The sequence below is a fragment of the Streptomyces sp. NPDC048295 genome (assembly GCF_040652135.1).
In the GTDB taxonomy this organism is placed as follows: Bacteria; Actinomycetota; Actinomycetes; order Streptomycetales; family Streptomycetaceae; genus Streptomyces.
Map to the genome: position 1 here is coordinate 123,322 of NZ_JBEZLL010000008.1, position 25,152 is coordinate 148,473.

Consider the following 25,152-nt stretch of genomic DNA (forward strand, 5'->3'; position numbering starts at 1 on the left):
ATCTCTCCCGACCTCTTCGGACCGCATCCTGTCGCAGTCGGTCGCCGGAGAGCTCAGTTCGTCGTTTCCGGCCGGGACGCCTTCTGCCACGGATATCCGGTCTGCCGTCGCGGGTCCGGAGCCGTGATCGACTGTGCCGCCCCGTCGGCCGGCCCGCTCCCCTGCCCGCGCTCCCGCGCCTGCCCGTGCTCCTGACCCTGGCTCCGCGGCTCGTCCGGCTCCACCGTCCAGTGCCGAAGCGCTCCGGCCTCCACATCGATCTGTGCGTTCAACGCGTCCAGATCGTCGTCGGTGAACCTCCGCGCCCGGTCCAGCGCGGCCCACCGCAGCGAGTCGGCGGAATGCGTGATCCGTTCCGTACGCTGCTTCAGGCCCGGCAGCAGCGAGGCCACGGTCGCCCGGTCGGGATCGCGCTCCAGCTTCCTCAGCTCCTCGTCCAGCTCCCGCCCGTGCACGCTCAGCCGCTGGAAGAGGCCCAGCGACTCCGAGAGCGAGGCGTCCTCGACGGCTCCCGCCCGCAGCGCCTCCTGCGTGGCCCGCATGGATGTGCGCAGTGCCAGCCGCAGCTGCGCCAGCTCCCCGCCCACGCCCGCCTGGCCAAAGCTCTTCGCCCGCAGCGTGGTCTCCTCGACGGTGCGCCGCGCCTGTGTGATCGTACGGTCCACACCGCGCTTCGCCGCGCCGACGGCTTTGACGCCCACGTACACGCCCAGGGCCACGAAGGCGAAAAAGAGCAACCCCAGAATCAGGATCACGGCTTCCATGAGCGCCCCTCGGGTGTCGTTTCGGCTGCCGGTACCGGCCCCTCCACCGTAAACGGAAAGGGCAGGCCGAGGGTTCCTCGGGAACCCCCAACCTGCCCGTAGGGGAATGCCCCCACACCCTCGCGTGCGGCGCGGTCAGCGCCTCACGCGGGACGCCGTGTCATCACGCCGGGACGATGTTGACCAGCTTCGGCGCCCGCACGATCACCTTGCGGATGCCGGCGCCGTCCAGCGCCGCCACCACGGCCGGATCGGCCAGTGCCAGCGCCTCCAGCTCCTCGTCCGAGATCGACGGGGAGATCTCCAGGCGCGCCTTGACCTTGCCCTTGACCTGCACGACGCAGGTCACGGTCTCGTCCACGACATACGCCGGATCGGCGACCGGGAAGTCCTGGTGCACGACCGACTCCGTGTGGCCCAGCCGGCGCCACAGCTCCTCGGCGATGTGCGGGGCCAGCGGTGCCACCAGCAGCACCAGCGACTCGGCGACGGACCGGGACAGCGGGCCGCCCGCCTTGGTCAGGTGGTTGTTCAGCTCGGTGACCTTGGCGATCGCCGTGTTGAAGCGCATCCCGGCCATGTCCTGGCCGACGCCGTCGATCGCCTTGTGCAGCGCACGCAGCGTCTCCTCGCCCGGCTCCGTGTCGACGACGGTGACCGCACCGGTCTCCTCGTCGACGACATTGCGCCACAGCCGCTGCAGCAGCCGGAACTGACCGACGACGGCGCGGGTGTCCCACGGCCGCGACACGTCCAGCGGGCCCATCGCCATCTCGTACAGGCGCAGCGTGTCCGCCCCGTACTCGGCGCAGATCTCGTCCGGCGTGACGGCGTTCTTCAGGGACTTGCCCATCTTGCCCAGGACGCGGCTGACCTTCTCGCCCTGGTAGTAGAACTGTCCGTCGCGCTCCTCGACCTCGGCCGCCGGGACCGCGATACCGCGGCCGTCCCGGTAGACGAACGCCTGGATCATGCCCTGGTTGTACAGCTTGTGGAACGGCTCGGCGGACGAGATGTGTCCCAGGTCGTGCAGCACCTTGGACCAGAAGCGGGCGTACAGCAGGTGCAGGACGGCGTGCTCGGCGCCGCCGACGTACAGGTCGACACCGCCGGTCGGCTGCCCCTCGCGCGGGCCCATCCAGTACTGCTCGATCGCCGGGTCGACCAGCTTCTGGTCGTTGTTCGGGTCCAGGTAGCGCAGCTCGTACCAGCAGGAGCCCGCCCAGTTGGGCATGGTGTTGGTCTCACGGCGGTACTTCTTCGGACCGTTGCCGTCGCCCAGGTCCAGGGTGACGTCGACCCAGTCGGCGTTCCGGGACAGCGGGGTCTCGGGCTGGGTGTCGGCGTCGTCGGGGTCGAAGGTGCGCGGCGAGTAGTCGTCGACCTCCGGCAGCTCCAGCGGCAGCATCGACTCGGGCAGCGGGTGGGCGATGCCGTCCTCGTCGTAGACGATCGGGAAGGGCTCGCCCCAGTAGCGCTGGCGGCTGAACAGCCAGTCACGCAGCCGGAAGTTGACGGTGCCCTCGCCGACGCCGTGCGCCGTCAGCCACTCGGTGATCCTCGCCTTGGCGTCGACGACGCCCAGGCCGTCCAGCGAGATCTCGTCATTGGCGGAGTTGACCAGCTTCGCGTCGTACGAGCCGAAGGCGTCGTCCCAGGCCGAGGGGTCCGTGCCGCGGTCGTCCGACGGCTCGACGACACAGCGCATCGGCAGCTCGAAGGCGCGCGCGAAGGCGAAGTCGCGCGCGTCGTGCGCCGGTACGGCCATGATCGCGCCGGTGCCGTAGCCCATCAGGACGTAGTCGGCGATGAAGACGGGGACCTTCTCGCCGCTGACCGGGTTGGTCGCGTACGCACCGGTGAAGACACCGGTCTTGTCCTTGGCCTCGGCCTGCCGCTCCACGTCGGACTTGGCGGCGGCCAGCTTGCGGTAGGCGGCGACGGCCTCGGCCGGGGAGGCGTATCCACCGGTCCACACCGCGTGGGTGCCCTCGGGCCAGGCGGCCGGAGTGATCCGCTCGACCAGCTCGTGCTCGGGTGCCAGCACCATGTAGGTGGCGCCGAACAGGGTGTCCTGGCGGGTGGTGAAGACGGTGATGCTGTCGGCACCGTCGACCGGGAAGTCGACGCGGGCACCTTCGGAGCGCCCGATCCAGTTGCGCTGCTGCAGCTTGATCGCCTCGGGCCAGTCCAGCCCGTCCAGGTCGTTCAGCAGCCGGTCGGCGTAGGCGGTGATGCGCATGTTCCACTGGCGCAGCTTGGCCTTGAAGACGGGGAAGTTGCCGCGCTCGGAGCGGCCGTCGGCCGTCACCTCCTCATTGGCCAGCACGGTGCCCAGACCGGGCGACCAGTTGACGGGCGCGTCGGAGGCGTACGCCAGGCGGTACTCGCCCAGGACGTCGGCGCGCTCGACGGCGCTCAGTGCGCTCCAGTCACGGCCGTCCGGGGTGGGGCGGGCGCCGCTCTCGAACTGCGCGACCAGCTCGGCGATCGGGCGGGCCCGGTCGGCCTCGGTGTCGTACCAGGAGTTGAAGATCTGCAGGAAGATCCACTGGGTCCACTTGTAGTACTCCGACTCGATCGTGGCGAACGAGCGGCGCTTGTCGTGGCCCAGGCCCAGCCGGCGCAGCTGAGCGGTCATGTTCTCGATGTTGGACTCGGTGGAGACCCGCGGGTGCGTGCCGGTCTGCACCGCGTACTGCTCCGCGGGCAGGCCGAAGGCGTCGAAGCCCAGGGTGTGCAGCACGTTGTGCCCGGTCATCCGCTGGTGGCGGGCGAAGACATCGGTGGCGATGTAGCCCAGCGGGTGACCGACGTGCAGGCCCGCACCCGAGGGGTACGGGAACATGTCCATGATGAACTTCTTCGGTCTGGCGGCCAGCTCCGCGTCGCCCGCCAGGTCACCGCTCGGGTTCGGCGCCTCGTACGTGCCCTCTGCGTCCCAGAAGTCCTGCCAGCGTGCCTCGATGTCGGCGGCCATCGCCGCCGTGTAGCGGTGCGGCGCAGCCGTCTCGGCTGCGGAAGTCGTCTCGCTCATGATCCTCAAAGCTCCATCGATCGTCATCTGCCGGCGCCCATGTCTACGGACACGCGTCTACGGAAACGAAAAATCCCCTCGCACAGGAGGGGACGCCGCGCTGATTCCGACCAGGCATTCTCACCGGTCGGGACTGATCAGCGCGGCTCGCTAAGCAGAAGGCGTACGGCACGCATGGCGTCAGGGTACCGCACGGGCCCGGAAACGGGCCGGGCGCGGCCGGACCATGGACAGGGCGGCAGGCGTGGCCGTACGGCGCCCTCCCGGCTTTCCGCAGGTGGAACGGCGGCGGGCTCGGGGATGCCGCCCTGAACACATACGAGAAGCGGGTCACCCTGTATGGATGACCCGCTTCTCGTTCTTCACTGTGGAGCTAAGGAGAATTGAACTCCTGACCTCCTGCATGCCATGCAGGCGCTCTACCAACTGAGCTATAGCCCCGTGCTGTTTTCCGCCCGGTTCCCCTGGCGACATCGAGAACATTACCGGTGACCCCGCCGGTCCACCAAATCGATTCCCCGTCACGCCGATTTGACCGATTTTGTGACATCGCGTCGTGGCCGGCCGTACCGACGCCGACGGGGGTCAGGCCGTGGCGAAGGAGTAGAAGCGCTTGAGTGTGCAGTGCTCCTCCAGCAGCCGGCCGTAGATCGGCTCCCCCTCCAGCTCCCGATAGGTCTCGATCGGGTCGCCCTTTATGACCAGCGCCCGCGCACACTCCTCGCACCAGTACTGGTAGTCCGGATTGATCGGGTCCATGTCCCTGACGATGGGCGTGCCGCTGCCGCACCAGTCGCATTTCCGCCTGTGTGCACCCATGGGTCAGCTCCGGCTTTGGCCGCGAGTCGCAGGGAATCCGGGAACAAGGGGCAGGTCGGGGACCTCGTGGCGGCTCGCAGGCATCGCGCGCTCCCTCCCGTTCGGTCCGTCGGCCCCCTCCGGCGCTCCGATTCTGCCATGACCCCGCAAGAGGGGAAGCCCGCCGGAGTTCCGGCCGTTCACCGACGCCGTACGAGACCCGCCGCAGCCCCTGCCACGGCGGCCACGAAGAGGGCGAGGGCGCATACCCACAACGCGTGCCCGGACCCCTGCGCCCCTTGTGCGTCAAGGCGGTTGAGGTAGAGCGTGCCGACCGCCGCGACCCCGGTCAGCTGACCGAGCTGGGTGACCGTCACCAGTGCGCCGCTCGCGTCGGCCGCATCCTTGGGACGTACGTCCGCCAGCGCCCTCGTGAGAGTGGGGCCGAAGCCCAGCGCCATCCCGACGCCCATCACCGCGAAGGCCGCGTACAGCGCGGGGCCGCCGTCGCCACCGTCGCGCATCAGCAGCCCGACAGCCACGGCGGCCACGGCCATGAGCACGAACCCGCCCGGCACCAGGGCCCCTTGGAGCCGGGCGGGCCACCGTCGCCAGGTCAGTCCGGTCACACCGAACACCAGCGCCGTCGGCGTGAACATCAGCCCCGCGCGCAACGGCGCGTAACCCAGGCCTCCCTGGACGTGCAGCGTCATCGCAAAAAGGAAGCCCGCGTTGATCGCCATCACCAGAAGAATGCGCAGCGCGGCCCGGGCGATACCGGGAACGCGCAGCACCCCGGGCGCCATCAGGGGCGCACCACCGCGCGCGGCCAGCCGTGACTCGTGTCCGGCGAAGCCCGCGAAGAGCCCCACGGAGGCGGCCAGGCAGACCCGGGACCAGACCGGCCAGTCCAGCTCCTGCCCGAGCACCAGGGGAACGGTGAACAGCGTGACGGCGGAGGCGAGCAGTACCAGCCCCGGCAGATCGAGACCGCGGCCCCGGGCCTGGACCCTGCCGGGCGCGGTACGCGGTTCGCGCGGCAGAACCCTGATGCCGAGTACCAGCAGCACGAGCCCGATCGGCACGTTGACCAGGAAGACCGGCCGCCAGCTCGCGCCGAACAGATCGGCGCTGACCAGCACCCCGCCGACCACCTGCCCGGCCGCCGCCCCGATGGCGAGCACCGCGCTGTAGGCGCCGAGCGCCCGGACCCGTGCCTCGCCGGTGAAGTGGCGCTGGATGAGGCTGAGTACCTGCGGAATCATCACCGCGGCGGCCGCGCCCTGCACCAGCCGGAAGGCGATCAGCTGCCCGGTTCCCGCGGCGAGTCCGCAGGCGAGCGAGGCAGCGGTGAAGACGAACAGCCCGGCCAGATGGGCCCGGCCGTGTCCGAGCAGGTCGCCGAGCCTGGCGCCGGTGATGAGCAGCACCGCGTACGTGATGGTGTAGCCGGCCACGGCGAGCTGCAAACCGGCGCCGGAGGCGCCGAGTTCGCTCCGGATCGTCGGGGCGGCGACGTTGACGATGAAGATGTCGAGCAGCGCCATGAACTGGGCCGCGAGCACCAGCGCGAGCACTCTCCCGGAGCGGTTGTCAGTGGTGGAGTCTTTACTGGTTACGGAATGTGGAGTTGCCTCGGATGCCGTCGTCATGGCATCGAGCCTGGCCCCGGCCGCATACGGGTAACGAGAGCCCGCTGATGCTGGTACCGACGGCACCTGGCAACTCCCCTGCGGAGCACCGACCATGGGGGGTGTGACCACGGTGACGACACATCAGGCGGCGCATCGGGCGGAGAACCGGGCGAAGAGCCCGACGGCGGACCGGACGGACCGTCACCGGCGGCGTCCGGAGCTCGCGGCGTTTCTGCGCAATCGCCGGGCGCGGGTGACACCCGCCGATGTGGGCATGGCGCCAGGACTGCGCCGCCGCACCCCGGGCCTGCGCCGCGAGGAGGTCGCGCAGCTCTCCGGCGTCGGTGTCACCTGGTACACCTGGCTGGAGCAGGGCCGTCCGATCAACGCCTCCCCGCAGGTGCTGGACGCCGTGGCGCGCACGCTGCGGCTGGACGCGTCGGAGCGCGAACACCTGTACCACCTGGCGGAGGTGGCCTGCGCACCCGGCAGGCAGTCCGACGCCATCGAGGTGGGGCCGGAGATCCAGGGCATCATCGACGCGCTCGATCCGCGCCCCGCCGTGGTCTACAACGCGAGATACGACGTCCTGGCCACCAACCCCGCCTATCGCGACCTGTTCGTCGTCCCCGAGACCGTGGGAACAGGGACGCGCAACGTCCTGTGGACGCTGTTCACGGTGTCCGAAGAGGCCTGTCCCGTCGTCCACCGTACGCAGGAGCTGCCGATCATGGTGGCCACGCTGCGGGGCGCGTACGGGCGCCATACGGGCGAGCCCGCCTGGGAGTCGTTCGTCGAACGGCTCTCGGCCGCCAGCCCGTACTTCGCCGAGCTGTGGCGCAGCGGGGCCGTCGCCCCGCCCGGGCCGCGGGTGAAGACCTTCCGGCACCGGGCCGCGGCCGGGGAGATGCGGATGACCTCGGTGTCGCTGTCCGTCAATGGACTGCCGGAGTGCCGGATCGTGGCGTACACACCGGCGGACGAGGAGAGCAGGGAACGGGTTGCCGCATTGCGGCGGCGCCGAGAGGGCTGAAGGGCGCAATGCAAAGATCCCGCCCCCTGCCGGGGACGGGATTCCGATTGTGGAGCTAAGGAGAATTGAACTCCTGACCTCCTGCATGCCATGCAGGCGCTCTACCAACTGAGCTATAGCCCCGCTGTTCGCTGTTTTTCTCTGCGTTTCCGCGCTGCGAACAAGAAGAACTTTAGCCTGTGACCTGCCGGAAAGTGAAATCCGGCCGGTGCCGGGGTCGGGACGGCCTCAGGTGTCGTCGCCGAGCACCGGCTCGGGCAGTGTGCCGGCGTTGTGCTCCAGTAGGCGCCAGCCTCGCGCACCTTCGCCCAGCACCGACCAGCAGCAGTTGGAGAGCCCGCCGAGTCCTTCCCAGTGGTGCGCCTCCAGGCCCAGCAGGCGGCCGATGGTGGTGCGGATGGTGCCGCCGTGGCTGACCACGACGAGCGTGCCGCTCCCGGGCAGCTTGTCGGCGTGTCCGAGCACGACCGGGGCGGCCCGGTCGGCGACCTCGGTCTCCAGCTCACCGCCGCCGCGGCGCACGGGCTCGCCGCGCTTCCACGCGGCGTACTGCTCGCCGTACTGCCCGACGATCTCGTCGTGGGTGAGACCCTGCCAGGCGCCCGCGTAGGTCTCGCGCAGTCCCGCGTCGTGCGCGACTTCGAGGCCGGTGATCGCGGCGAGCTCGGCGGCGGTGGCCGCCGCCCGCTGCAGGTCGGAGGCGACGATGGCGTCCGGCTTCAGCGAGGCCAGCAGCCGGGCGGCCCGCCGGGCCTGCCCGACTCCGGCCTCGGTGAGCGCGATGTCAGTGGACCCCTGGAACCTGCGCTCCAGATTCCAGGCCGTCTGGCCGTGGCGCCAGAGAACGATCCTGCGGCCCCTGCCGCTCGTGCTGCCGTTCAGCTCTGCTCACCTTCCGTGCCGCCGGTGAGCCGGGCGTGCTCCTCGGCCTTGCCGCGGGTCTTGACGGCGTCCTCGGGCAGCGGGATCTCGGGGCAGTCCTTCCACAGGCGCTCCAGCGCGTAGAAGACACGCTCCTCGCTGTGCTGGACGTGGATGACGATGTCGACGTAGTCGAGGAGGATCCAGCGCGCGTCGCGGTCGCCCTCGCGGCGTACCGGCTTGGCGCCGAGCTCCTTCTGGAGCCGCTCCTCGATCTCGTCGACGATCGACTTGACCTGGCGGTCGTTGGGGGCCGAGGCCAGCAGGAAGGCGTCCGTGATCGACAGCACGTCGCTGACGTCGTACGCGATGATGTCGTGCGCGAGCCGGTCGGCGGCCGCCTGGGCGGCGGCGTTGATGAGCTCGATGGAGCGGTCCGTGGCGGTCACATGCAGGCTTTCGTCGGCGGTCAGAGAGACCTCTAGGGTCTCACGGACCGCCGACAGCCCACGCAGCGATTGTTCGAGGATCGAATCGACATCGTCCGGACGGGGCGGACGCGGGTCATTTGATCTTGTAGTCCTGGCCGAGGAGAACGGACACGTCCGCGTTCGCGGCGGGCTTGCCCTGTTTCACCGCGTCCGTGGGCAGATCCAGGGTCTTGGCGACCTGCGTCGCCTTCTCCTTGTCCGCCGCGTTCCGGTAGACGACCTCGGACAGCGTCACGGTCTCGGCCGTTCCGCCGCCGACGACGGTGTAGCCGCCGTTGATCAGCTTGATCTGCGCGGACGACGTGCCGCCCTTGTCCCCGGTGGCGTTCTTGACGCCGACCCGCACCGGTGCGTCCGCGCCGGCGCCCGGGGCCTTGACCGAGCCGCCCAGGATGTCCTTGACGACACTCTCGGTGGCCGCGTCGGTGAGCGAGCCGTCGGCCTGCACCGGCAGCACCGCCGTCTTGTAGTCGCCCAGCTTGGCGTGCTGGGCGAGCTTCGCCAGGGAGGCTCCCAGGTCCTTCTCGGGAAGCGAGGGGTCGAGGATCTGCGCCAGCGTCTGCACGGTGACCGTGGCGGCCTTCGGATCGTCCGAGATCTTCCGCAGCACGCCGCGCATGACCTCCCCGAACCGTGTGAGCTGCTTCGTCTCGGCCTCGCCCGGCCCCTGGTAGGTGGCGTACGCGACGGCCATCTGGCCGCTCAGGGTCTGCGCCTCGCCCTTCTTCACCAGGGGGGCGGCGCCCTTCTTCTGGTCCGGCACATCGGTGTCGGTGTCGACCTCGATGTTGCCGACCAGATCGACAAGGGTCTCCAGGTACGGGGTGTCGAGCCGCCATGTGCCGCTGATGTCGGTGCCGAGGAGTGTGCCGATGGACTCGCGGGTTCCGGTGGTGCCGTCGTCCTTGACGGACTTGCCGAGGGTGGTCGCGTTGCCGTCCTCGTCGGCGACCGTGAGCGAGTTGGGGAGCAGGACCGTGGTGCCCTGCTTGGTCGTCACATTGTCGACGAGCAGCGCCGTGGAGGTGCCGCCCTGCTTGGTGCTGCGCAGATGGACCACGATGACGTCCCGCTTCTGCGGGCCCGTCGATGCCGTGCTGTCCGTGTCCGAGCCGGACAGGCCCGGGATCATTCCGGCGGACCAGAGGTAGCCGACACCGCCGACCACGACCAGGGCCACCACGACTATGAGCGCGACCATGCGGTTGCGGCCGCGACGCCGTGCCTCCTCGCGCCGCTCGCTGCGGCTCTCGGTGAACTTCAGCCAGTCGATGACGTCTTCGGAGTCCTCGTCGGGCTCCTCGATGAAGGAGAACTGCTCGGTGCGGTAGTCGCGGCCGGCGCGGCGCTGCCCGGGAACGGCCGCGTCCGGCTCCGCCCCGGAGTCCGGCACGGGCGCGGGTTCCGGCTCGGGCGGAGCGGGCGCGGGCGGGGACGGCTGCGCGGCCGCCTGCTGCGGGATGTTCCACTGCTGGGTGGTGTCGACCGCCGCGGGCTGCCCACCGGTGTCGTAGCCGTATGCATCGTAGCCGCCGTATGCCGGCTGCTGCGGCTGTTGGGATTGTTGGGGCTGCTGGGACGCATACGGGTCGTACGCCTGCGGCTGCTGCGGATGGGTCTGGGGCTGGGCATACGGGTCGTAGCCGTACCCCTGACCGGTCTGCTGGGCCTGCTGAGGCTGGGCCTGCTGAGGCTGCTGCGCATACGGGTCGTACGCCTGCGGCTGGGCCTGCTGCGGCTGCTGGTACACCGGCTGCCCGTACTCGTCGTAGCCGATGATCTGCGGCTGCTGCTGGTAGTACGGGTCGTACGGGTTCTGTCGGTCGTTCACCGGTGCCCCTCTGCGTCGCTCATTCGCCGCGGTACAGCTGGCGCTTGTCGATGTAGCGGACCACGCCGTCCGGCACCAAGTACCAGACCGGATCCCCCTGCGCGACCCTCTCACGGCAGTCCGTGGACGAGATCGCCAGCGCGGGAACCTCCACGAGGGAGACTCCGCCCTCCGGCAGCCCGGCGTCCGTGAGCACGTGCCCCGGCCGCGTCACACCGATGAAGTGGGAGAGCGAGAACAGTTCGTCGGCGTCGCGCCAGGTGAGGATCTGGGAGAGCGCGTCGGCACCGGTGATGAAGAAGAGGTCCGCGTCGCCGTGGATCGCGCGCAGGTCCCGCAGCGTATCGATGGTGTACGTGGGCCCGCTGCGGTCGATGTCGCTCCGGCTGACCGAGAACTGGGGGTTGGACGCCGTCGCGATGACCGTCATCAGATAGCGGTCCTCGGCCGGGGAGACGTGCTTGTGGCTCTTCTGCCACGGCTGCCCGGTCGGAACGAAGATCACCTCGTCGAGGTGGAACTGGGCGGCCACTTCGCTGGCCGCCACCAGGTGTCCATGATGAATCGGGTCAAACGTCCCGCCCATCACGCCGAGTCGGCGCTTTCTGCGGCCGGTAGGCACTTCCTGCTCTCCCATGCGTGCAGAGCCTACTGGCACAGGTGTACGCCTTCGCCTCAGCGGTCGCGGTTGAAGCGAGTGGTGATCCAGAGCAGGAGCAGCAGCACGACGAACGCACCGCCCCCGGTCATGTACGGGCTGAGGCTTTCGTGGTTGCCGCCGTGCTCGCCGCCCTCGGAGGCGAGAGTGACCAGCTGGTGTGCAGTGCTCGTGAGGCTCATCTTCGGCAGGACCTATCGATCGGGAGTCGGAAGGAAGACGTCGCGCACATCGTATGCGGGAGCTCCGGGCACGCTCACGCCGACTCAGTCGTTGTTGTCGTCGTTGCGGTATCCGCGGAGCAGGAACCAGCCGAGCAGCACGGCTCCGACGAGCGAGGCGAGCAGCACGATGCGAAGCGTGTTGCCGGGCCCCTGTTCCCCGGACGCGGCGGCGAGCAGAGCAACGGTATGCGGCATGTCGGGCGTCTCCTCAGTTATCCACAGCCCCCCGCACACCGTAGCCCCAGCACCTAGGCTGGGATTTGTCAGGGGGGCGAGCGACATCTCGTACGAACAGGGGGCCCATTCATGACCGAACGCAGCCACGAGAGCCACGAGAACGTGCCGAGCAGGCAGCGCAGGCGTTTCGCGGGCATCTCGTCCCGGGCCTACGAACACCCGGCGGACCGCTCGGCCCTGGTGGCCCTGCGCAAGCTGAGCGGTTTCGACACCGTGTTCAAGACGCTGAGCGGCCTGCTGCCCGAGCGCAGTCTGCGACTGCTCTTCCTCTCCGACTCCGTCCGGGTGAGCGACGCCCAGTTCGCCCATCTCAACGACATGCTTCGGGACGCCTGTTACATCCTGGACCTGGAGAAGGTCCCGCCGATGTACGTCAACCAGGACCCGCAGCCCAACGCCATGTGTATCGGCCTCGACGAGCCGATCATCGTGGTCACGACGGGGCTGGTGGAGCTGCTCGACGAGGAGGAGATGCGGGCCGTCATCGGCCACGAGGTGGGACACGCGCTCTCCGGCCACGCGGTGTACCGCACGATTCTGCTGTTCCTCACCAGTATCGCGTTGAAGGTCGCCTGGATCCCGCTCGGCAATGTCGCGATCATGGCGATCGTGACGGCGCTGCGCGAGTGGTTCCGCAAGTCCGAGCTGTCGGCCGACCGGGCCGGGCTGCTCGTCGGCCAGGATCTGCAGGCGTCGATGCGCGGTCTGATGAAGATCGCGGGCGGCAATCATCTGCACGAGATGAATGTGGACGCCTTCCTGGCCCAGGCCGACGAGTACGAGAAGGGCGGCGATCTGCGCGACTCGGTGCTCAAGATCCTCAACCTGCTGCCCCGCTCGCACCCGTTCACCACGGTGCGCGCGGCCGAGCTGAAGAAGTGGTCCGAGACCCGCGACTACCAGCGGATCATGGACGGTCACTACCCGCGGCGCGACGAGGACAAGGACACCTCGGTGACCGACTCCTTCCGGGAGTCCGCGGCCCACTACGCGGACACGGTGCGTTCCAGCAAGGACCCGCTGATGAAGCTGGTCGGCGACATAGCGGGGGGCGCCGGGGACCTGGGCGGCAAGCTCCGCGACAAGTTCACCGGCCAGGGCGGGGGCCCGGCCGGCAAGGGCGGCGCTACGGACGGCTCCGGGGACTCGGCGAGGCGGGACGAGCCGGGGAACCCTGATGGGCCGGGGACTGAGCAGGGGCCGTCGGGGAGCTGATCGCCAGGGTCCCGCAGAGCGCCGCCGTGGGCCCGCCCGTCGCGTACGGGTCGGTGCCCGCGGGGCCCCGGGGGACGGCGCGCTGCCCGGCGAGCAGGGGCCGCAGCGCGCCGGTGGTGTCCGCCTGGCACGCCTGCGGTCCGGCCTGGACGTAGCTGCTGCGCAGCTCCAGCCGGTGCAGCCGCAGGTCCTCCCGGTCGAAGCGGAAGTGCAGCTCGCGCCGTACGGTGAAGAGCGAGGCGTCGCCCGCCCGTTGAGGCCCTGCGACGGCCGGGCGGAGCGTGTAGGTGAAGGTGTGGTCCGACACCACCTCCAGCGTGTCGGACCCCTCCTCGGTGTAGCTCAGGGTGCCGCGGACCCTGATGTCCGGAGCGGCCAGTGCCACCTTCGCCGGGTCGAACCGCACCAGCCACCCGGTCGCGGCATGACGGCCGTCGTCCTGCGGCCGGTTCATGCTCTGCTCGAACTGGGCCGTCTGGTCCGGGTCCAGCAGCAGTTCCACCGGGCGCACCGCCGCGCCGGTGAGTACGTCGGGGTCCAGCGAGGAGGCGACGAGATAGTCCTTGGCGGTGGTCAGGGCGGCCGCCACCTGGCTGTCCGAGAAGTTGTCCGTCCGTCTGACCGCCGGGAGATTGATGCCTGCGGCACCTGTTCCGAAGTGCGCGGCGGGGCTCTTCGCGAGGAGGGCGGCGGCGGTTCCGCCCGGGACGACACCTTGGGGAGCCAGGGGGATGACGGTGGACCTCAGCGGCTCGGCCCGTCCGCCGACGGCTGCCTCATAGGGGTGGCGAAGGCCCATGTAGACGGCCATTCCGAAGGCCAGGGCGATCAGGAGTATCAGGGCGACGGCGGCTTTGGGCCCGTTGCGCAGGCGCCGGGAGGGCAGGCTGCGTACGGCAGGGGCGTGGTCCCCCATGCGCTCCTGCGCGGAGAATTCCTGCAGCCGGGCAGCGCGCACGAACGACTCGTCGAAGACGAGTGAGCGGTACTCGTCCTCACCGCCGCCTGCCGGGCTCTCGGACGGGCCTTCTGGTGGTTCTCCGCGGTCTGCCATGACTTCTCCCGACTCCACGTCACCGACCGGGGCCGTAACGCTTCGCTCTGCTTCGGCCGGATGGCTTCGGACAGGGCCTGCCCGTCATGAGTTCGTATGACGTCGCACGACTGCGCATGTACGGACGAGTGAGAAGCCCCCTCGGGGAGAGGGGTCACACTTTCAGGGTAGGTCGATCGGGACCGGGGTAAACGCCCGGCCGCGAGAGAACCGGGGGAGAACTGCGGAAGAACCGGGCGCGAGTTCCGCCACGGCCCGCGGGCACGCCTTCGGGGCGTGCGGGGAATACGGTGCGAGGAATACGAATACAGGAAGAGCGGGACGTACCCGTGCGTATGCAAGGAGCCCGGGAGCCCGGCGCGCTTCTCAGCCCGTGCGGGGGATCGCGGACACCGTGGGGCGCGGATAGCCCGTGGCAGCCGGTGGAGTGGCGTCGGGGACGGTGCCCGGAGCGCTGTCCACGCCGGTCGTGGCGGGCGGCGGGGCGGGGTCCTGGCGGCTGCCCGAGGAGTTGCGGTAGACCGCGCTGAAAGCCAGCGCGACCATGCCGATGCCCATCAGCACCGCAAGCAGCCAGGCCACCGGCCTGTGCCAGCGCGCGGCACCCCGGTAGGGCCGCAGAGCGCCTCCGTGGCGCCCGTAGGGGCCGCGGCCGTACCCGTCGCCGTCAAGGTCCAGCGGGTCGTCGAAGGCGCCCTCACGGCCGTACGCGCCGGGGCCGTACCCCTCTTCGTGGAGGTCGTCGTCCAGGGGGCCGCCGCCCGAGCGTGCGCGCGAGGCCTCGGCCTCGGCACGTGCCTCGGCCGCCGCCAGCAGGCGCTCGACGGCGGTCGGCTCATGGATCTCGGCGGCCCGTACGAAGTCCTCGTCGAACACCACGGAGGCGAAGTCCTCGTCCGCGCCCCCGCGGTCGTCGTCGGGCTCCCAGCCGTCCGGGAACGGCCTGCCCCCCACGTCGTCCGGCACCGTCCCAGACTAGCCCCGCCCGGACGTTCTGGGCAGGGAGCCCGCAACATTCACCGACCTCCGAAGGTCACTGAAGGCCGTCCCGGGGTCACCGCACGTGGCCGTCGCCCGTGACGATGTACTTCGTGGAGGTGAGTTCCGGCAGGCCCATCGGGCCCCTCGCGTGCAACTTCTGCGTGGAGATGCCGATCTCGGCACCGAAGCCGAACTGACCGCCGTCGGTGAAGCGGGTGGACGCGTTCACGGCCACCGTCGTGGAGTCCACCAGCTGGGTGAAGCGGCGGGCCGCGGCCTGGGAGGTGGTCACGATCGCCTCGGTGTGGCCGGAGGACCAGAGCCGGATGTGCGCGACGGCCGCGTCCAGCGACTCCACCACGGCCGCGGCGATGTCGTAGGAGAGGTACTCGGTCTCCCAGTCCTCCGGCGTCGCCGCCACCACGGTGGCCTTGGACCCCTCGGCGTAGGCGAGCACCCGCTCGTCGCCGTGCACGGTCACGCCCGCGCCGGCCAGCGCGTCCAGGGCGCGCGGCAGGAACCGCGCGGCGACGTCCTGGTGGACCAGGAGCGTCTCGGCGGCGTTGCAGACGCTCGGGCGCTGCGCCTTGGAGTTGATCAGGATGTCCACGGCCATGTCGAGGTCGGTCTGCGCGTCCACGTACACATGGCAGTTGCCGGTGCCGGTCTCGATGACCGGCACGGTGGATTCCTCGACCACCGTGCGGATCAGCGAGGCGCCGCCGCGCGGGATGAGGACGTCGACCAGGCCGCGGGCCCGCATCAGTTCCCGTACCGAGTCACGGCTTTCGCCCGGGACCAGCTGCACCGCGTCGGCCGGGAGCCCGGAACCGCCGACCGCGTCGCGCAGCACCCGTACGAGCGCGGCATTGGAGGAGTACGCGGAGGACGAGCCGCGCAGCAGGACGGCGTTGCCCGACTTCAGGCAGAGGGCCGCGGCGTCGACCGTCACATTGGGCCGGGCCTCGTAGATGATCCCGACCACGCCGAGCGGCACCCGGACCTGTCGCAGGTCGATGCCGTTGGGCAGGGTCGAGCCGCGGACGACCTCGCCGACCGGGTCGGGCAGCGCCGCCACGTCCCGTACATCGGCGGCGATGGCGCGGATCCGCTCCGGGGTGAGGGTGAGCCGGTCGATGATCGACTCGCTGGTCCCGGCCTCGCGGGCGCGGGCGACGTCCTCGGCGTTGGCCGTGACGATCTCGCTCGTCCGCACCTCCAGCGCGTCCGCGATCGCCAGCAGTGCGTCGTCCTTCGCCGCGCGCGGCAGCGGCGCGATGTCGGCCGCGGCGGAGCGTGCCCGGTAGGCGGCCTGGGCGACCGGGGACATGTTGTCGTACGGCGAGAGCGTGGTCATGCCCGCAGGGTAGTGCGCACACTGCGGGCATCCGTCACTTATCCCGTGATGCGAGACAACCGTGCCCGGGACGGCTGTCCCGGGCACGGCCGCCCGCTCAGTACGGGTGCACTCCGACCGGAGCGGCCGGGGGCGGCCCGTACCCCTCGGCGACGCGCTGGTGGTACGTCTCGCGGTCGATGACCTCCAGGCCGACGATCTCCCAGGGCGGAAGCCTGGCCGTGGAGCGATGCTCGCCCCACAGCCGCAGCGCGACCGCCGCCGCGTCGTGCAGATCTCGGGCCTCTTCCCAGTAGCGGATCTCCGCGTGGTCGTTGGCGTACCGGCTGGTCAGCAGGAAGGGATGGTCGTGCGCAAGCTGTTCGAGTCCGCGTCTGATCTCCTTCAGGGGGGTGTCGGCTCCCGAGACGCTGAGCGTGATGTGCCACAGCTTCGACGGGGTGCGTTCCTCCCTCACCGCCGTCTGCTCGGGCCGGGTGGTCCGGTCGTCCCCTCGCTCCGTGGTCCGGCTCCCGTCGAAGCCGGCACCTGCTCCGACACTGGTCAGGGCCCGGCCACCCGTTCCTCGGGGCGGCGCCCCCGGGCGCGCTCGTCTCACCGGCGGCCTCCTGTGAATGCGTTTACTGTGCTGTACCCCGCTGTTTCCCCGTTACAAAGTTGACCAGTCCGCGGCCGGGGATGGGGCGGTTTTCGTGAAGGTCTCTGCCCCGAGACTGGACTTTCAGCCGTTTCAGGGGTTTGTCAGGTGTGCAGTACGACCAGATCGTCCCTGTGTACGACCTCGCGCTCGTAGGCCGGACCGAGTTCCCGTGCCAGGTCGCGGGTGGAGCGGCCGAGCAGCTGCGGGATCTCCTTGGCGTCGAAGTTGACGAGCCCGCGGGCCACGGGCCGGCCTTCGAGGTCGCGCAGTTCCACCGGGTCACCGGCGGTGAACTCGCCCTCGACCGAGGCGATCCCCGCGGGCAGCAGCGAGCTGCGGCGGTCGACGACGGCCCGCACGGCCCCGTCGTCCAGGGTCAGTGAGCCCTGCGGGGTGGAGGCGTGGGCGAGCCAGAGCAGCCGGTCGGCCGAGCGGCGCCCGGTGCGGTGGAAGTACGTACCGGTGTCGCGTCCGGCCAGGGCGTCGGCGGCCCTGCTCGCCGAGGTGAGGACGACGGGGACGCCGGCGGCGGTGGCGATCCGGGCGGCCTCGACCTTGGTGACCATGCCGCCGGTGCCGACGCCCGCCTTCCCGGCGCTGCCGATGGTGACACCCGCCAGGTCCTCGGGGCCGGTCACCTCGGCGAGCCGCGAGGTGCCCGGGGTGCTGGGGTCGCCGTCGTAGAGGCCGTCCACGTCCGAGAGGAGCACCAGCAGGTCCGCGCGGACGAGATGGGCCACGAGCGCGGCGAGCCGGTCGTTGTCGCCGAACCGGATCTCGTCGGTGGCGACGGTGTCGTTCTCGTTGACGACCGGGAGCGCGCCCATGTCCAGGAGCTGGTCGAGGGTGCGGCAGGCGTTGCGGTAGTGGGCGCGGCGGCTGGTGTCGTTGCTGGTGAGCAGCACCTGGCCGACGCGGACTCCGTACCGTGCGAAGGACGCGGTGTAGCGGGCGACGAGCAGTCCCTGGCCGACGCTGGCGGCGGCCTGCTGCCGGGCCAGGTCCTTGGGGCGGCGCAGCAGTCCGAGCGGGGCGAGCCCGGCCGCGATGGCGCCGCTGGAGACGAGCACGATCTCGCGTTCCCCGCCGCTTCTCACCTTGGCCAGTACGTCGACGAGCGCGTCCACACGGTCCGCGTCGAGGCCGCCCGCGGCGGTGGTGAGGGACGAGGAACCGACCTTGACCACGATCCTGCGGGCCTCTGTGACGCCCTGCCTTGCCCCTGACACGTCCATCCCCAATGATTCGGCTCCGCCCGGCCCCCGCAATCTACGCGAGCGACGGAAACGGCGCCTGTGCGTTCCGCCCTCTGGACCGCCCTCTGGACCTCTGGCCGGATCCGTGCCGGAGGTCCAAGCGGGCCGTGGCACCCCGGAACGGTGCTGCTCCGCGTCCCCCACACCGCTCCCCCGCGCAGGGCACCACTTGCCTATACCGAATTCCCTTCGGATCTTCAGGCGGTATCCGCGCACTGTCGGCAGGATCACGCCGAGACGCTATGCGCAACCATCGAGGCATCTCGACCATCTAACAGCCGATAGGGTGCACGGCGGGTGGCTTCCTATGCCCACATTCAGCAGCGCAGGTGCCCCGATCCGCCGCCGGCCAGAAGGACTTCCAACAGACATGGGACAGCAGCAATGCCAGTCAAAGTAAGTGTCGTCATTCCTGTATACAACCCGGGCAAGTACATCGACCCCTGCATCGACTCGCTGCTGCGACAGACCCTCCCCGCAGGGGAATTCGAAGTTCTCTTCGTCAACGACGGCTCGACCGACGACACTCGTGAGCGACTCGAGAAGCTGGCCGGGGAGCACCCGCATTTCCGTGTGATCACCATCCCGAACTCCGGCTGGCCGGGAAAGCCCCGCAACATCGGTGTGGACGAAGCGAACGGCGAGTACGTCCAGTTCGTCGACCAGGACGACCACCTCGCCTCCGACGCCCTGCGGCGGCTGTACGAGATGGGGCGGCGCAACGGCTCGGACATCGTCATCGGCAAGGTGGCCAGCAACTTCCGCGGTGTCCCGCACGGCGTGTTCAAGAAGAACCGCGAGAAGTGCACACTGCGGGACGCCCCGCTGTACGACAGCCTCACGCCGCACAAGATGTTCCGCACGGAGTTCCTCCGCAAGAACGGCATCGCCTACCCCGAGGGCAAGCGCCGCCTGGAGGACCAGCTCTACATGATGGAGGCCTACTTCCCGGCGGAAGTCGTCTCCATCCTCGGCGACTACACCTGCTACTTCTACTCCCGCCGCGACGACGGCAAGAACGCGGGATCCACCAAGATCGTCCCGGCCGACTACTACGGAAACCTGCGCGAAGTCCTGGACGTCGTGGTGGCCAACACCGAGCCGGGCGAGTTCCGGGATCTGCTGCTGCGCCGGTTCTACCGCGTCGAGATGCTCAGCCGCCTCAGCGAACCCGCGGTAGTGAAGTACCAGCCCGACTTCTACGACCAGATGTGCGACGCGATCAGGCCACTTGCCGTCGACTTCATGGGCGACGGGGTGCACGACGGTCTCGGCCCGCTGCTGCGGATCCGCTCCACCCTCCTGCGCAGGGACGACCGGGACGGGCTGCTCCGGATCGCCCGGTTCGCCGGGTCCGTCAAGGCGGCGGCCCGCCTGGAGGCGTTCGACTGGCAGCCGGACGGCCGGGTCGCCGTCACCGTCACCGCCCGGCTGGTCCAGGGCGACGACGAATCCCCGGTGAAACTGCTGCGCCGGGACGGCCGATACTTCCTTCACCCGGACAACGGGGACGGGCTGCTGGCCGAGGACGAACTCCTCGACGTCACCGACGACCTCGACGGCTTCTCCGCCGAACTGTCCCTGCGCAACCGCGAGACGGCTGTCGAGTGGCCCTGCCCGGCGAAGTTCGACAGGCGGATCGAGGAACTCGGCGACGGAGCCTGCGAGGTGGTCCTGCACGGCAGCGGCCATGTCTCCTCGGAGGCGGTCCAGGGACGCGGCCGGGTCTCCCGCGGTTTCTGGGACGTCTGGGTCCCGCTGCGCGGCCTGGGCGTGGTCCGCAAGGCACGGCTCGGCGCCGACCGCGCCCCCGGCGTGGACACCACCTGCCTGCCTGCCTCGCTCGGCTCGCCCGCCCGCACCGTCATCCCGTACTTCACCGACCCGTTCGGCAATCTCACGCTCGATGTCGCCCGACGGAGCAAGAAGCTCGCGGACTACCTGGCCGACCGGCCCGTTCTGCGGACCCCGGGCCGCCGGACCGAACTCCGGCTGGAACTCTTCACCACCGCCGCGACCGCCTCCTCCGACGTCCAGTTGGTCCTGAGCCCGGCCGACGGAACCGGCCCGTCCGGGCACACTCTGAACACCTCGCTCCACCCGACGGGCGGCCGCGCCCACATCACCGTCCCCGGTCGCGCCCCCGGCGTGGCGCCGGGCGCCTGGAAGCTCGCCGTCCGGCTGGACGGCAAGAAGGGCCCCGCGCTCGGCCTCTGCGCCATCACCATCGGCACCGGCGGCCGGATCGAGGTGGACCCGAATCTGCCCCGGATCCCGGCGGAGCTCATGGCCGATGTGGCCAAGAAGCGCCGGAAGGCGACCCTGCGCCGCGCGCTGCGCGCCATCGGCGGTCCGGTCGTACGCAGACTCCCGGCAAGGGGACGGAAGCGTGCGCGCCGCCTCGCCGCCCGGATCACCGGCTGACCCACGCCTCTCGAATCGGCCGTCGCCGCCAGAAGACGGCCCCACTAGAACCAGAACCAGACACATCGGAACAAGGACGTGATCGCATGCGGCAGCTCTCCATCGCAGGGGCCTGGGTGCATGAGCCCAAGGTCTTCCCGGACAGCCGCGGCAGCTTCCACGAGTGGTTCAAGGCGTCGGAGCTCAGCGAGGCCGTCGGGCACACACTGCGGCTCGCGCAGGCCAACTTCTCCGTCTCCAGCCGGGGAACGCTGCGCGGCGTGCACTTCGCCGACGTACCGCCGAGCCAGGCCAAGTACGTCAAGTGCGTGCGCGGCGCGGTGCTCGACGTCATCGTGGACATCCGGGTCGGCTCCCCCACGTACAAGCAGTGGGAGGCCGTCCGGCTCGACGACGTCGACCACCACTCCGTGTACCTCGCCGAGGGGCTCGGCCACGCCTTCATGGCGCTGACGGACGACGCCTCGGTCGCCTATCTGTGCTCCGAGGGCTATGCGCCCGGCCGCGAGCACGGCATCAATCCGCTCGACCCCGAGCTGGGCATCGAGTGGCCGCAGGGGATCACCCCGCTGCTGTCCGACAAGGACGCCGCGGCGCCCTCGCTGGCCGAGGCCGAGCAGCAGGGCCTGCTGCCCACGTACGAGGCGTGCCAGGAGTACTACGCGCAGCTGCGCGCCCGGGGCTGAGCCGCCGGTACGCCGGAGCCCCCGTGGTCCGTACGGATCACGGGGGCTCCGTGCTGTCCGGACCGGGTCAGCCCGTCACGGCCTCGATGCGTGAGCGCAGCGGCGCGAACGCGGAGCGCGGGCGGCGCAGGTTGCGGGCGCGGGCCAGGGCCGGCCAGAAGTCGGCGCGGAGCAGCGTCTCGGGCCGGACGGCGTTCTTGCGCACCAGCACCTCTTCGGGCACGTCCTGCGGGTCGGGTACGACGAACTCCTCGATGATCTTGTCGTACGCGTGCTTCAGGGTGTCGTTGCCGGGGTCGGCGCCGAACACGGCGACCACGCCGGTCGGCTCCGTGTCCACCTCGACGACGACCAGGTCGGGTCGGTAGCGGCGCAGCACCTGCACGACCTTGTACACGTCGCCGGTCCAGAACTTGGTGTGCCGCTCGCGGGCCGCCTCGTCGACGTCGCGCGGGAGCATGTCGTCCAGCACGATCACGCTGGACCAGCGGGAGTGCTTCTCCACATTCATGAAGTCGCGCAGCGCGTACTCGAAGAGGTGCATGCCGTCGATGAAGGAGAGTTCCAGCTTCGGATCCCCGCCGAGAAGGTTGAGCGGATCGCGGCGGGCGAGGGCGCGGAACGGATTCCGGCCGTTGCGCAGGTGCAGCAGCGGGTCCTTGCGGGCGAAGAAGTCGTCGCTCGTCGCCTTGACCAGGTGGACGTCACAGCTGATGTCCGTCACGACCCGGAAGGCGGGGTCGACGGCGACGGAAGGGACCCGTGAAAGGGCCAGGCTTCTGCCGTCGTTGACCCCGATCTCCAGATAGTTCCGGGGGCGGTACACACGGTGCAGATGACGCAGGAAGTCGTGGCGGTTCACTTGGAGCAGCCCTTCGCAGGTAACCAACTGGTCTGGTGCCCGGCGAAGTTACCTCATGACCGCAGTGTGATGTAAGCGTTCTCCCCTATGTAAACCCTGGTTCTCAAAATCTTTGAAAATCGGCGTGATTTGACCGTCTGTACGATCAATTTATGATCATGGCCGCTCTGCCGCGAGAAGTGCCGGAAAGGCTTCCTCCAGCGCAGCCCGCCAGTCCCGGACCGGTTCGATTCCGGCCACGGCCCAGCGGTCGTGGCCCAGCACGCTGAACGCGGGCCGGGGAGCCGGCCGCACGAAGGCCTCGCTGGTCGTGGGGCGGACGCGCTCCGGGTCGGTGCCGAGCAGCCGGAAGATCTCCCGGGTGAAGCCGAACCAGGTCGTCTCGCCGCCGCTGGTGCCGTGGTACACACCGGCGGGGGCGGTGCCCGCGAGGGCGGCCCGCCCGAGCCGGACCAGTCGGTCGGCCAGATCGACGGTCCAGGTGGGCTGACCGCGCTGGTCGTCCACCACGTCGAGGGTGTCCTTGACGCCCTCCAGCTTGATCATCGTACGGACGAAGTTGCCGCCGCCCGCGCCGTACAGCCAGGCGGTGCGGACCACGTAACCGGTCTCCGGCAGGGTGGTCAGCACGGCCTGTTCGCCGGCCAGCTTGGTGCGGCCGTAGGCGCTGCGCGGCGCGGTCGGGTCGTCCTCGGCGTACGGCTTGACGCCGTCGCCGGCGAAGACGTAGTCCGTGGAGACCTGGAGCAGCACGGCGCCGTGCTCGCGGCAGGCCTCGGCGAGGACCGCGGGGCCCGTGCCGTTGACCCGCAGCGCGGCGTCCTCCTGGGACTCGGCATCGTCGACCGCGGTCCAGGCGGCGCAGTTCACCACCACGGCGGGGCGGTGCTCGCCGAAGGCCGCCCGCACCGACTCCGGGTCGGCGATGTCCACGGCCGCCCGGTCCGCGGCGACGGCGGTGATGTCCTCGCCGGCGAGCCGGGCCAGGACGTCCTGGCCCAGCATCCCGGCGGCCCCGGTGACCAGCCAGACGGCGCTCACAGTGCGGCCCGGTCCTTCAGCGGCTCCCACCAGGCGCGGTTGTCGCGGTACCACTGCACGGTCTCGGCGAGGCCGGTGCGGAAGTCCTTGCGGGGCTCGTAGCCGAGCTCCTCGCGGATCTTGGTGCAGTCGACCGAGTAGCGGCGGTCGTGGCCCTTGCGGTCCTCGACGTAGGTGACGCTGGTGTCCCAGTCGGCGCCGCAGGCGTCCAGCAGCAGGCCGGTGAGCTCCTTGTTGGAGAGCTCGGTGCCGCCGCCGATGTTGTAGACCTCACCGGCCCGGCCCTTGGTGCGGACCAGCTCGATGCCCTGGACGTGGTCGTCGATGTGCAGCCAGTCGCGGACGTTGGCGCCATCGCCGTAGAGCGGGACCGTCTTGCCGTCCAGCAGGTTGGTGACGAAGAGCGGGATGACCTTCTCGGGGAAGTGGTGGTGCCCGTAGTTGTTGGAGCAGCGGGTCACCCGCACGTCGAGACCGTGGGTGCGGTGGTACGAGAGCGCGATCAGGTCGCTGGACGCCTTGGCCGCCGAGTACGGCGAGTTGGGCGCGAGCGGGTGGGTCTCGGGCCAGGAGCCCTCGTCGATCGAGCCGTAGACCTCGTCGGTGGAGATGTGCACGAAGGTCTTGACGCCCGCCAGGTGCGCGGCGTGGATCAGGGTGTGGGTGCCCACGACGTTGGTGCGTACGAACTCGGCGCCGCCGTCGATCGAACGGTCCACGTGGGACTCAGCGGCGAAGTGCACCACCTGGTCGTGCTCGGCCATCAGCTTGGCGACCAGCTCCGGGTCGCAGATGTCGCCCTGCACGAACCGGAAACCGGGGTGGTCGCGCACCTCGTCGAGGTTGGCCGGGTTGCCCGCGTAGGTGAGCTTGTCGAGCACGGTGACGGCGATGTCGCCGGGGCCCTCGGGACCGAGCACCGTACGGACGTAGTGCGAGCCGATGAAGCCGGCTCCGCCGGTCACCAGGATGTTGGTGGTCATGAGGAGATCTGCACCTTGCTGTGGTCGCCGAGTACGAGTCGGTGGGCGGACGGGGAACGGGGCGCGGGGGTCACTTCGACGTCACGGCCGATGAGCGAGGCCTCGACGCGGCGGACACCGGCGATGGAGGCGCCCCGCAGAACGATGGAGTACTCGATCTCGCTGTCCTCGATGCGGACGTCCTCGGAGACCGAGGTGAACGGGCCCACGTACGCGCCGCTGATCACCGAACGCGCGCCGATGATCACGGGCCCGACGATACGGCTGCCGCTGACCTTGGCGCCCGCCTCGATCCGCACCCGGCCGATGATCTCGCTGTCCTCGTCGACCTCGGCGTCCTCGTGGAACGGCTCGACGGCCTCCAGGACGGTCCGGTTGACCTCCAGCATGTCGGTGACGTTGCCGGTGTCCTTCCAGTAGCCGTGGATCGTGGTGGAGCGCACGTCACGCTTCTGGTCGATCAGCCACTGGATTGCGTGCGTGATCTCCAGCTCGCCGCGCCAGGACGGCTCGATCGAGCGGACCGCCTCGTGGATGGCGGGGGTGAAGAGGTAGACGCCGACGAGCGCCAGATCGCTCTTGGGCTCCTTCGGCTTCTCCTCCAGCGCCGCGACCCTGCCCTGGGCGTCGAGCTCCGCGACACCGAAGGAGGTCGGGTTGGGCACCTGCGTCAGCAGGATCTGCGCATCGGGCTTGTCCGCGCGGAACTCCTCCACCAGACCGGTGATCCCACCGACGATGAAGTTGTCGCCGAGGTACATGACGAAGTCGTCGTCCCCCAGGAAGTCCCGGGCGATCAGCACCGCGTGGGCGAGGCCGAGCGGCTCGTCCTGCGGGATGTACGTGACCTCGATGCCGAGCGCGGAACCGTCGCCGACCGCCTCGCGGATCTCGGGCGCGGTGTCGCCGACGATGATGCCGACCTCGGTGATGCCCGCTTCCGCGATGGCTTCCAGACCGTAGAAGAGCACGGGCTTGTTGGCCACCGGCACCAACTGCTTGGCCGAGGTGTGGGTGATGGGACGCAGGCGTGTGCCGGCCCCTCCGGATAGTACGAGAGCCTTCACGTGAGCAGTCCCCATGGT

Annotated in this window: 23 protein-coding genes and 2 tRNA genes; 4 read left to right on the plus strand and 21 right to left on the minus strand. The window is 70.0% G+C overall.

The window, feature by feature from the left end; all coding sequences use genetic code 11:
• Positions 1–53: 53 nt before the first annotated feature.
• From AB0D53_RS14400 to AB0D53_RS14420, 5 genes are all read right to left on the minus strand, one after another.
• Positions 54–764 carry a hypothetical protein gene (locus tag AB0D53_RS14400; protein WP_362445101.1) on the minus strand — a complete coding sequence of 237 codons (711 nt, stop codon included), beginning with the start codon at positions 762–764 and terminating at the stop codon, positions 54–56.
• A 163-nt stretch (positions 765–927) separates the two neighbouring features.
• Positions 928–3,801 carry a leucine--tRNA ligase gene (gene leuS / locus AB0D53_RS14405; RefSeq protein WP_362445104.1) on the minus strand — a complete coding sequence of 958 codons (2,874 nt, stop codon included), beginning with the start codon at positions 3,799–3,801 and terminating at the stop codon, positions 928–930.
• Positions 3,802–4,169: 368 nt separating this feature from the next.
• Positions 4,170–4,242 (minus strand) — tRNA-Ala (locus tag AB0D53_RS14410).
• Positions 4,243–4,386: 144 nt separating this feature from the next.
• A complete protein-coding gene (locus AB0D53_RS14415) occupies positions 4,387–4,620 on the minus strand; it encodes a hypothetical protein (RefSeq protein WP_259927460.1) in 234 nt (77 codons plus the stop codon).
• 179 nt (positions 4,621–4,799) lie between these two features.
• On the minus strand, positions 4,800–6,167 hold the full coding sequence (locus AB0D53_RS14420; protein ID WP_362445642.1) for an MFS transporter: 1,368 nt from the start codon (positions 6,165–6,167) through the stop codon (positions 4,800–4,802).
• Between the two features lie 298 nt (positions 6,168–6,465).
• On the opposite strand from AB0D53_RS14420, the gene AB0D53_RS14425 reads away from it, so the two are divergent.
• A complete protein-coding gene (locus AB0D53_RS14425; RefSeq protein WP_362445645.1) occupies positions 6,466–7,266 on the plus strand; it encodes a helix-turn-helix transcriptional regulator in 801 nt (266 codons plus the stop codon).
• A 50-nt stretch (positions 7,267–7,316) separates the two neighbouring features.
• Here AB0D53_RS14425 and AB0D53_RS14430 read toward each other — a convergent pair.
• The 7 genes from AB0D53_RS14430 to AB0D53_RS14460 form a co-directional block, all read right to left on the minus strand.
• Positions 7,317–7,389: transfer RNA gene (locus tag AB0D53_RS14430), tRNA-Ala, on the minus strand.
• A gap of 105 nt (positions 7,390–7,494) precedes the next feature.
• Positions 7,495–8,148: a histidine phosphatase family protein gene (locus AB0D53_RS14435; RefSeq protein ID WP_362445648.1), complete on the minus strand. Its 654-nt coding sequence runs from the start codon at positions 8,146–8,148 to the stop codon at positions 7,495–7,497.
• The gene (rsfS, locus tag AB0D53_RS14440) at positions 8,145–8,576 is read right to left on the minus strand and encodes a ribosome silencing factor (protein WP_329821054.1); all 432 of its coding nucleotides are present in this window, start codon (positions 8,574–8,576) and stop codon (positions 8,145–8,147) included. The genes AB0D53_RS14435 and rsfS overlap by 4 nt, the downstream gene beginning before the upstream one ends.
• Before the next feature lie 115 nt (positions 8,577–8,691).
• Complete coding sequence (locus AB0D53_RS14445) at positions 8,692–10,449, minus strand: LCP family protein (protein ID WP_362445110.1); 1,758 nt, start codon at positions 10,447–10,449, stop codon at positions 8,692–8,694.
• A gap of 19 nt (positions 10,450–10,468) precedes the next feature.
• A complete protein-coding gene (gene nadD / locus AB0D53_RS14450; RefSeq protein WP_329821052.1) occupies positions 10,469–11,086 on the minus strand; it encodes a nicotinate-nucleotide adenylyltransferase in 618 nt (205 codons plus the stop codon).
• A 38-nt stretch (positions 11,087–11,124) separates the two neighbouring features.
• Entirely contained in the window at positions 11,125–11,289 is a 165-nt protein-coding gene (locus tag AB0D53_RS14455) for a hypothetical protein (RefSeq protein WP_329821051.1), read from the minus strand.
• Positions 11,290–11,373: 84 nt separating this feature from the next.
• Complete coding sequence (locus AB0D53_RS14460; RefSeq protein WP_177328010.1) at positions 11,374–11,526, minus strand: hypothetical protein; 153 nt, start codon at positions 11,524–11,526, stop codon at positions 11,374–11,376.
• 111 nt (positions 11,527–11,637) lie between these two features.
• On the opposite strand from AB0D53_RS14460, the gene AB0D53_RS14465 reads away from it, so the two are divergent.
• Entirely contained in the window at positions 11,638–12,783 is a 1,146-nt protein-coding gene (locus AB0D53_RS14465) for a M48 family metallopeptidase (RefSeq protein ID WP_362445115.1), read from the plus strand.
• Here AB0D53_RS14465 and AB0D53_RS14470 read toward each other — a convergent pair.
• The 5 genes from AB0D53_RS14470 to proB all read right to left on the minus strand — a co-directional run bounded on the left by AB0D53_RS14470 (position 12,695) and on the right by proB (position 18,002).
• Positions 12,695–13,837: a hypothetical protein gene (locus tag AB0D53_RS14470; RefSeq protein WP_362445118.1), complete on the minus strand. Its 1,143-nt coding sequence runs from the start codon at positions 13,835–13,837 to the stop codon at positions 12,695–12,697. The genes AB0D53_RS14465 and AB0D53_RS14470 overlap by 89 nt on opposite strands.
• 366 nt (positions 13,838–14,203) lie before the next feature.
• Positions 14,204–14,803, minus strand: coding sequence for a hypothetical protein (locus tag AB0D53_RS14475; protein ID WP_362445121.1), 600 nt, complete (start codon positions 14,801–14,803; stop codon positions 14,204–14,206).
• A gap of 88 nt (positions 14,804–14,891) precedes the next feature.
• Positions 14,892–16,175: a glutamate-5-semialdehyde dehydrogenase gene (locus AB0D53_RS14480; RefSeq protein WP_362445124.1), complete on the minus strand. Its 1,284-nt coding sequence runs from the start codon at positions 16,173–16,175 to the stop codon at positions 14,892–14,894.
• Positions 16,176–16,272: 97 nt separating this feature from the next.
• Entirely contained in the window at positions 16,273–16,773 is a 501-nt protein-coding gene (locus AB0D53_RS14485; protein WP_329821046.1) for a hypothetical protein, read from the minus strand.
• Positions 16,774–16,916: 143 nt separating this feature from the next.
• Complete coding sequence (gene proB, locus AB0D53_RS14490; protein WP_362445651.1) at positions 16,917–18,002, minus strand: glutamate 5-kinase; 1,086 nt, start codon at positions 18,000–18,002, stop codon at positions 16,917–16,919.
• Positions 18,003–18,455: 453 nt separating this feature from the next.
• On the opposite strand from proB, the gene AB0D53_RS14495 reads away from it, so the two are divergent.
• Together AB0D53_RS14495 and rfbC are read left to right on the plus strand one after the other, a co-directional pair.
• Positions 18,456–20,495, plus strand: coding sequence for a glycosyltransferase family 2 protein (locus tag AB0D53_RS14495; protein WP_362445129.1), 2,040 nt, complete (start codon positions 18,456–18,458; stop codon positions 20,493–20,495).
• A gap of 86 nt (positions 20,496–20,581) precedes the next feature.
• Positions 20,582–21,181: a dTDP-4-dehydrorhamnose 3,5-epimerase gene (gene rfbC, locus AB0D53_RS14500; RefSeq protein WP_329821044.1), complete on the plus strand. Its 600-nt coding sequence runs from the start codon at positions 20,582–20,584 to the stop codon at positions 21,179–21,181.
• Positions 21,182–21,248: 67 nt separating this feature from the next.
• Here rfbC and AB0D53_RS14505 read toward each other — a convergent pair whose 3' ends face one another.
• From AB0D53_RS14505 to AB0D53_RS14520, 4 genes are all read right to left on the minus strand, one after another.
• Complete coding sequence (locus AB0D53_RS14505; RefSeq protein WP_362445133.1) at positions 21,249–22,043, minus strand: class I SAM-dependent methyltransferase; 795 nt, start codon at positions 22,041–22,043, stop codon at positions 21,249–21,251.
• 156 nt (positions 22,044–22,199) lie between these two features.
• A complete protein-coding gene (gene rfbD / locus AB0D53_RS14510) occupies positions 22,200–23,084 on the minus strand; it encodes a dTDP-4-dehydrorhamnose reductase (RefSeq protein ID WP_362445136.1) in 885 nt (294 codons plus the stop codon).
• Entirely contained in the window at positions 23,081–24,067 is a 987-nt protein-coding gene (gene rfbB, locus AB0D53_RS14515) for a dTDP-glucose 4,6-dehydratase (RefSeq protein ID WP_259927473.1), read from the minus strand. Before rfbB ends, rfbD begins: the two co-directional genes overlap by 4 nt.
• Positions 24,064–25,134 carry a glucose-1-phosphate thymidylyltransferase gene (locus tag AB0D53_RS14520; RefSeq protein WP_362445654.1) on the minus strand — a complete coding sequence of 357 codons (1,071 nt, stop codon included), beginning with the start codon at positions 25,132–25,134 and terminating at the stop codon, positions 24,064–24,066. Before AB0D53_RS14520 ends, rfbB begins: the two co-directional genes overlap by 4 nt.
• Between the last annotated feature and the right edge of the window lie 18 nt (positions 25,135–25,152).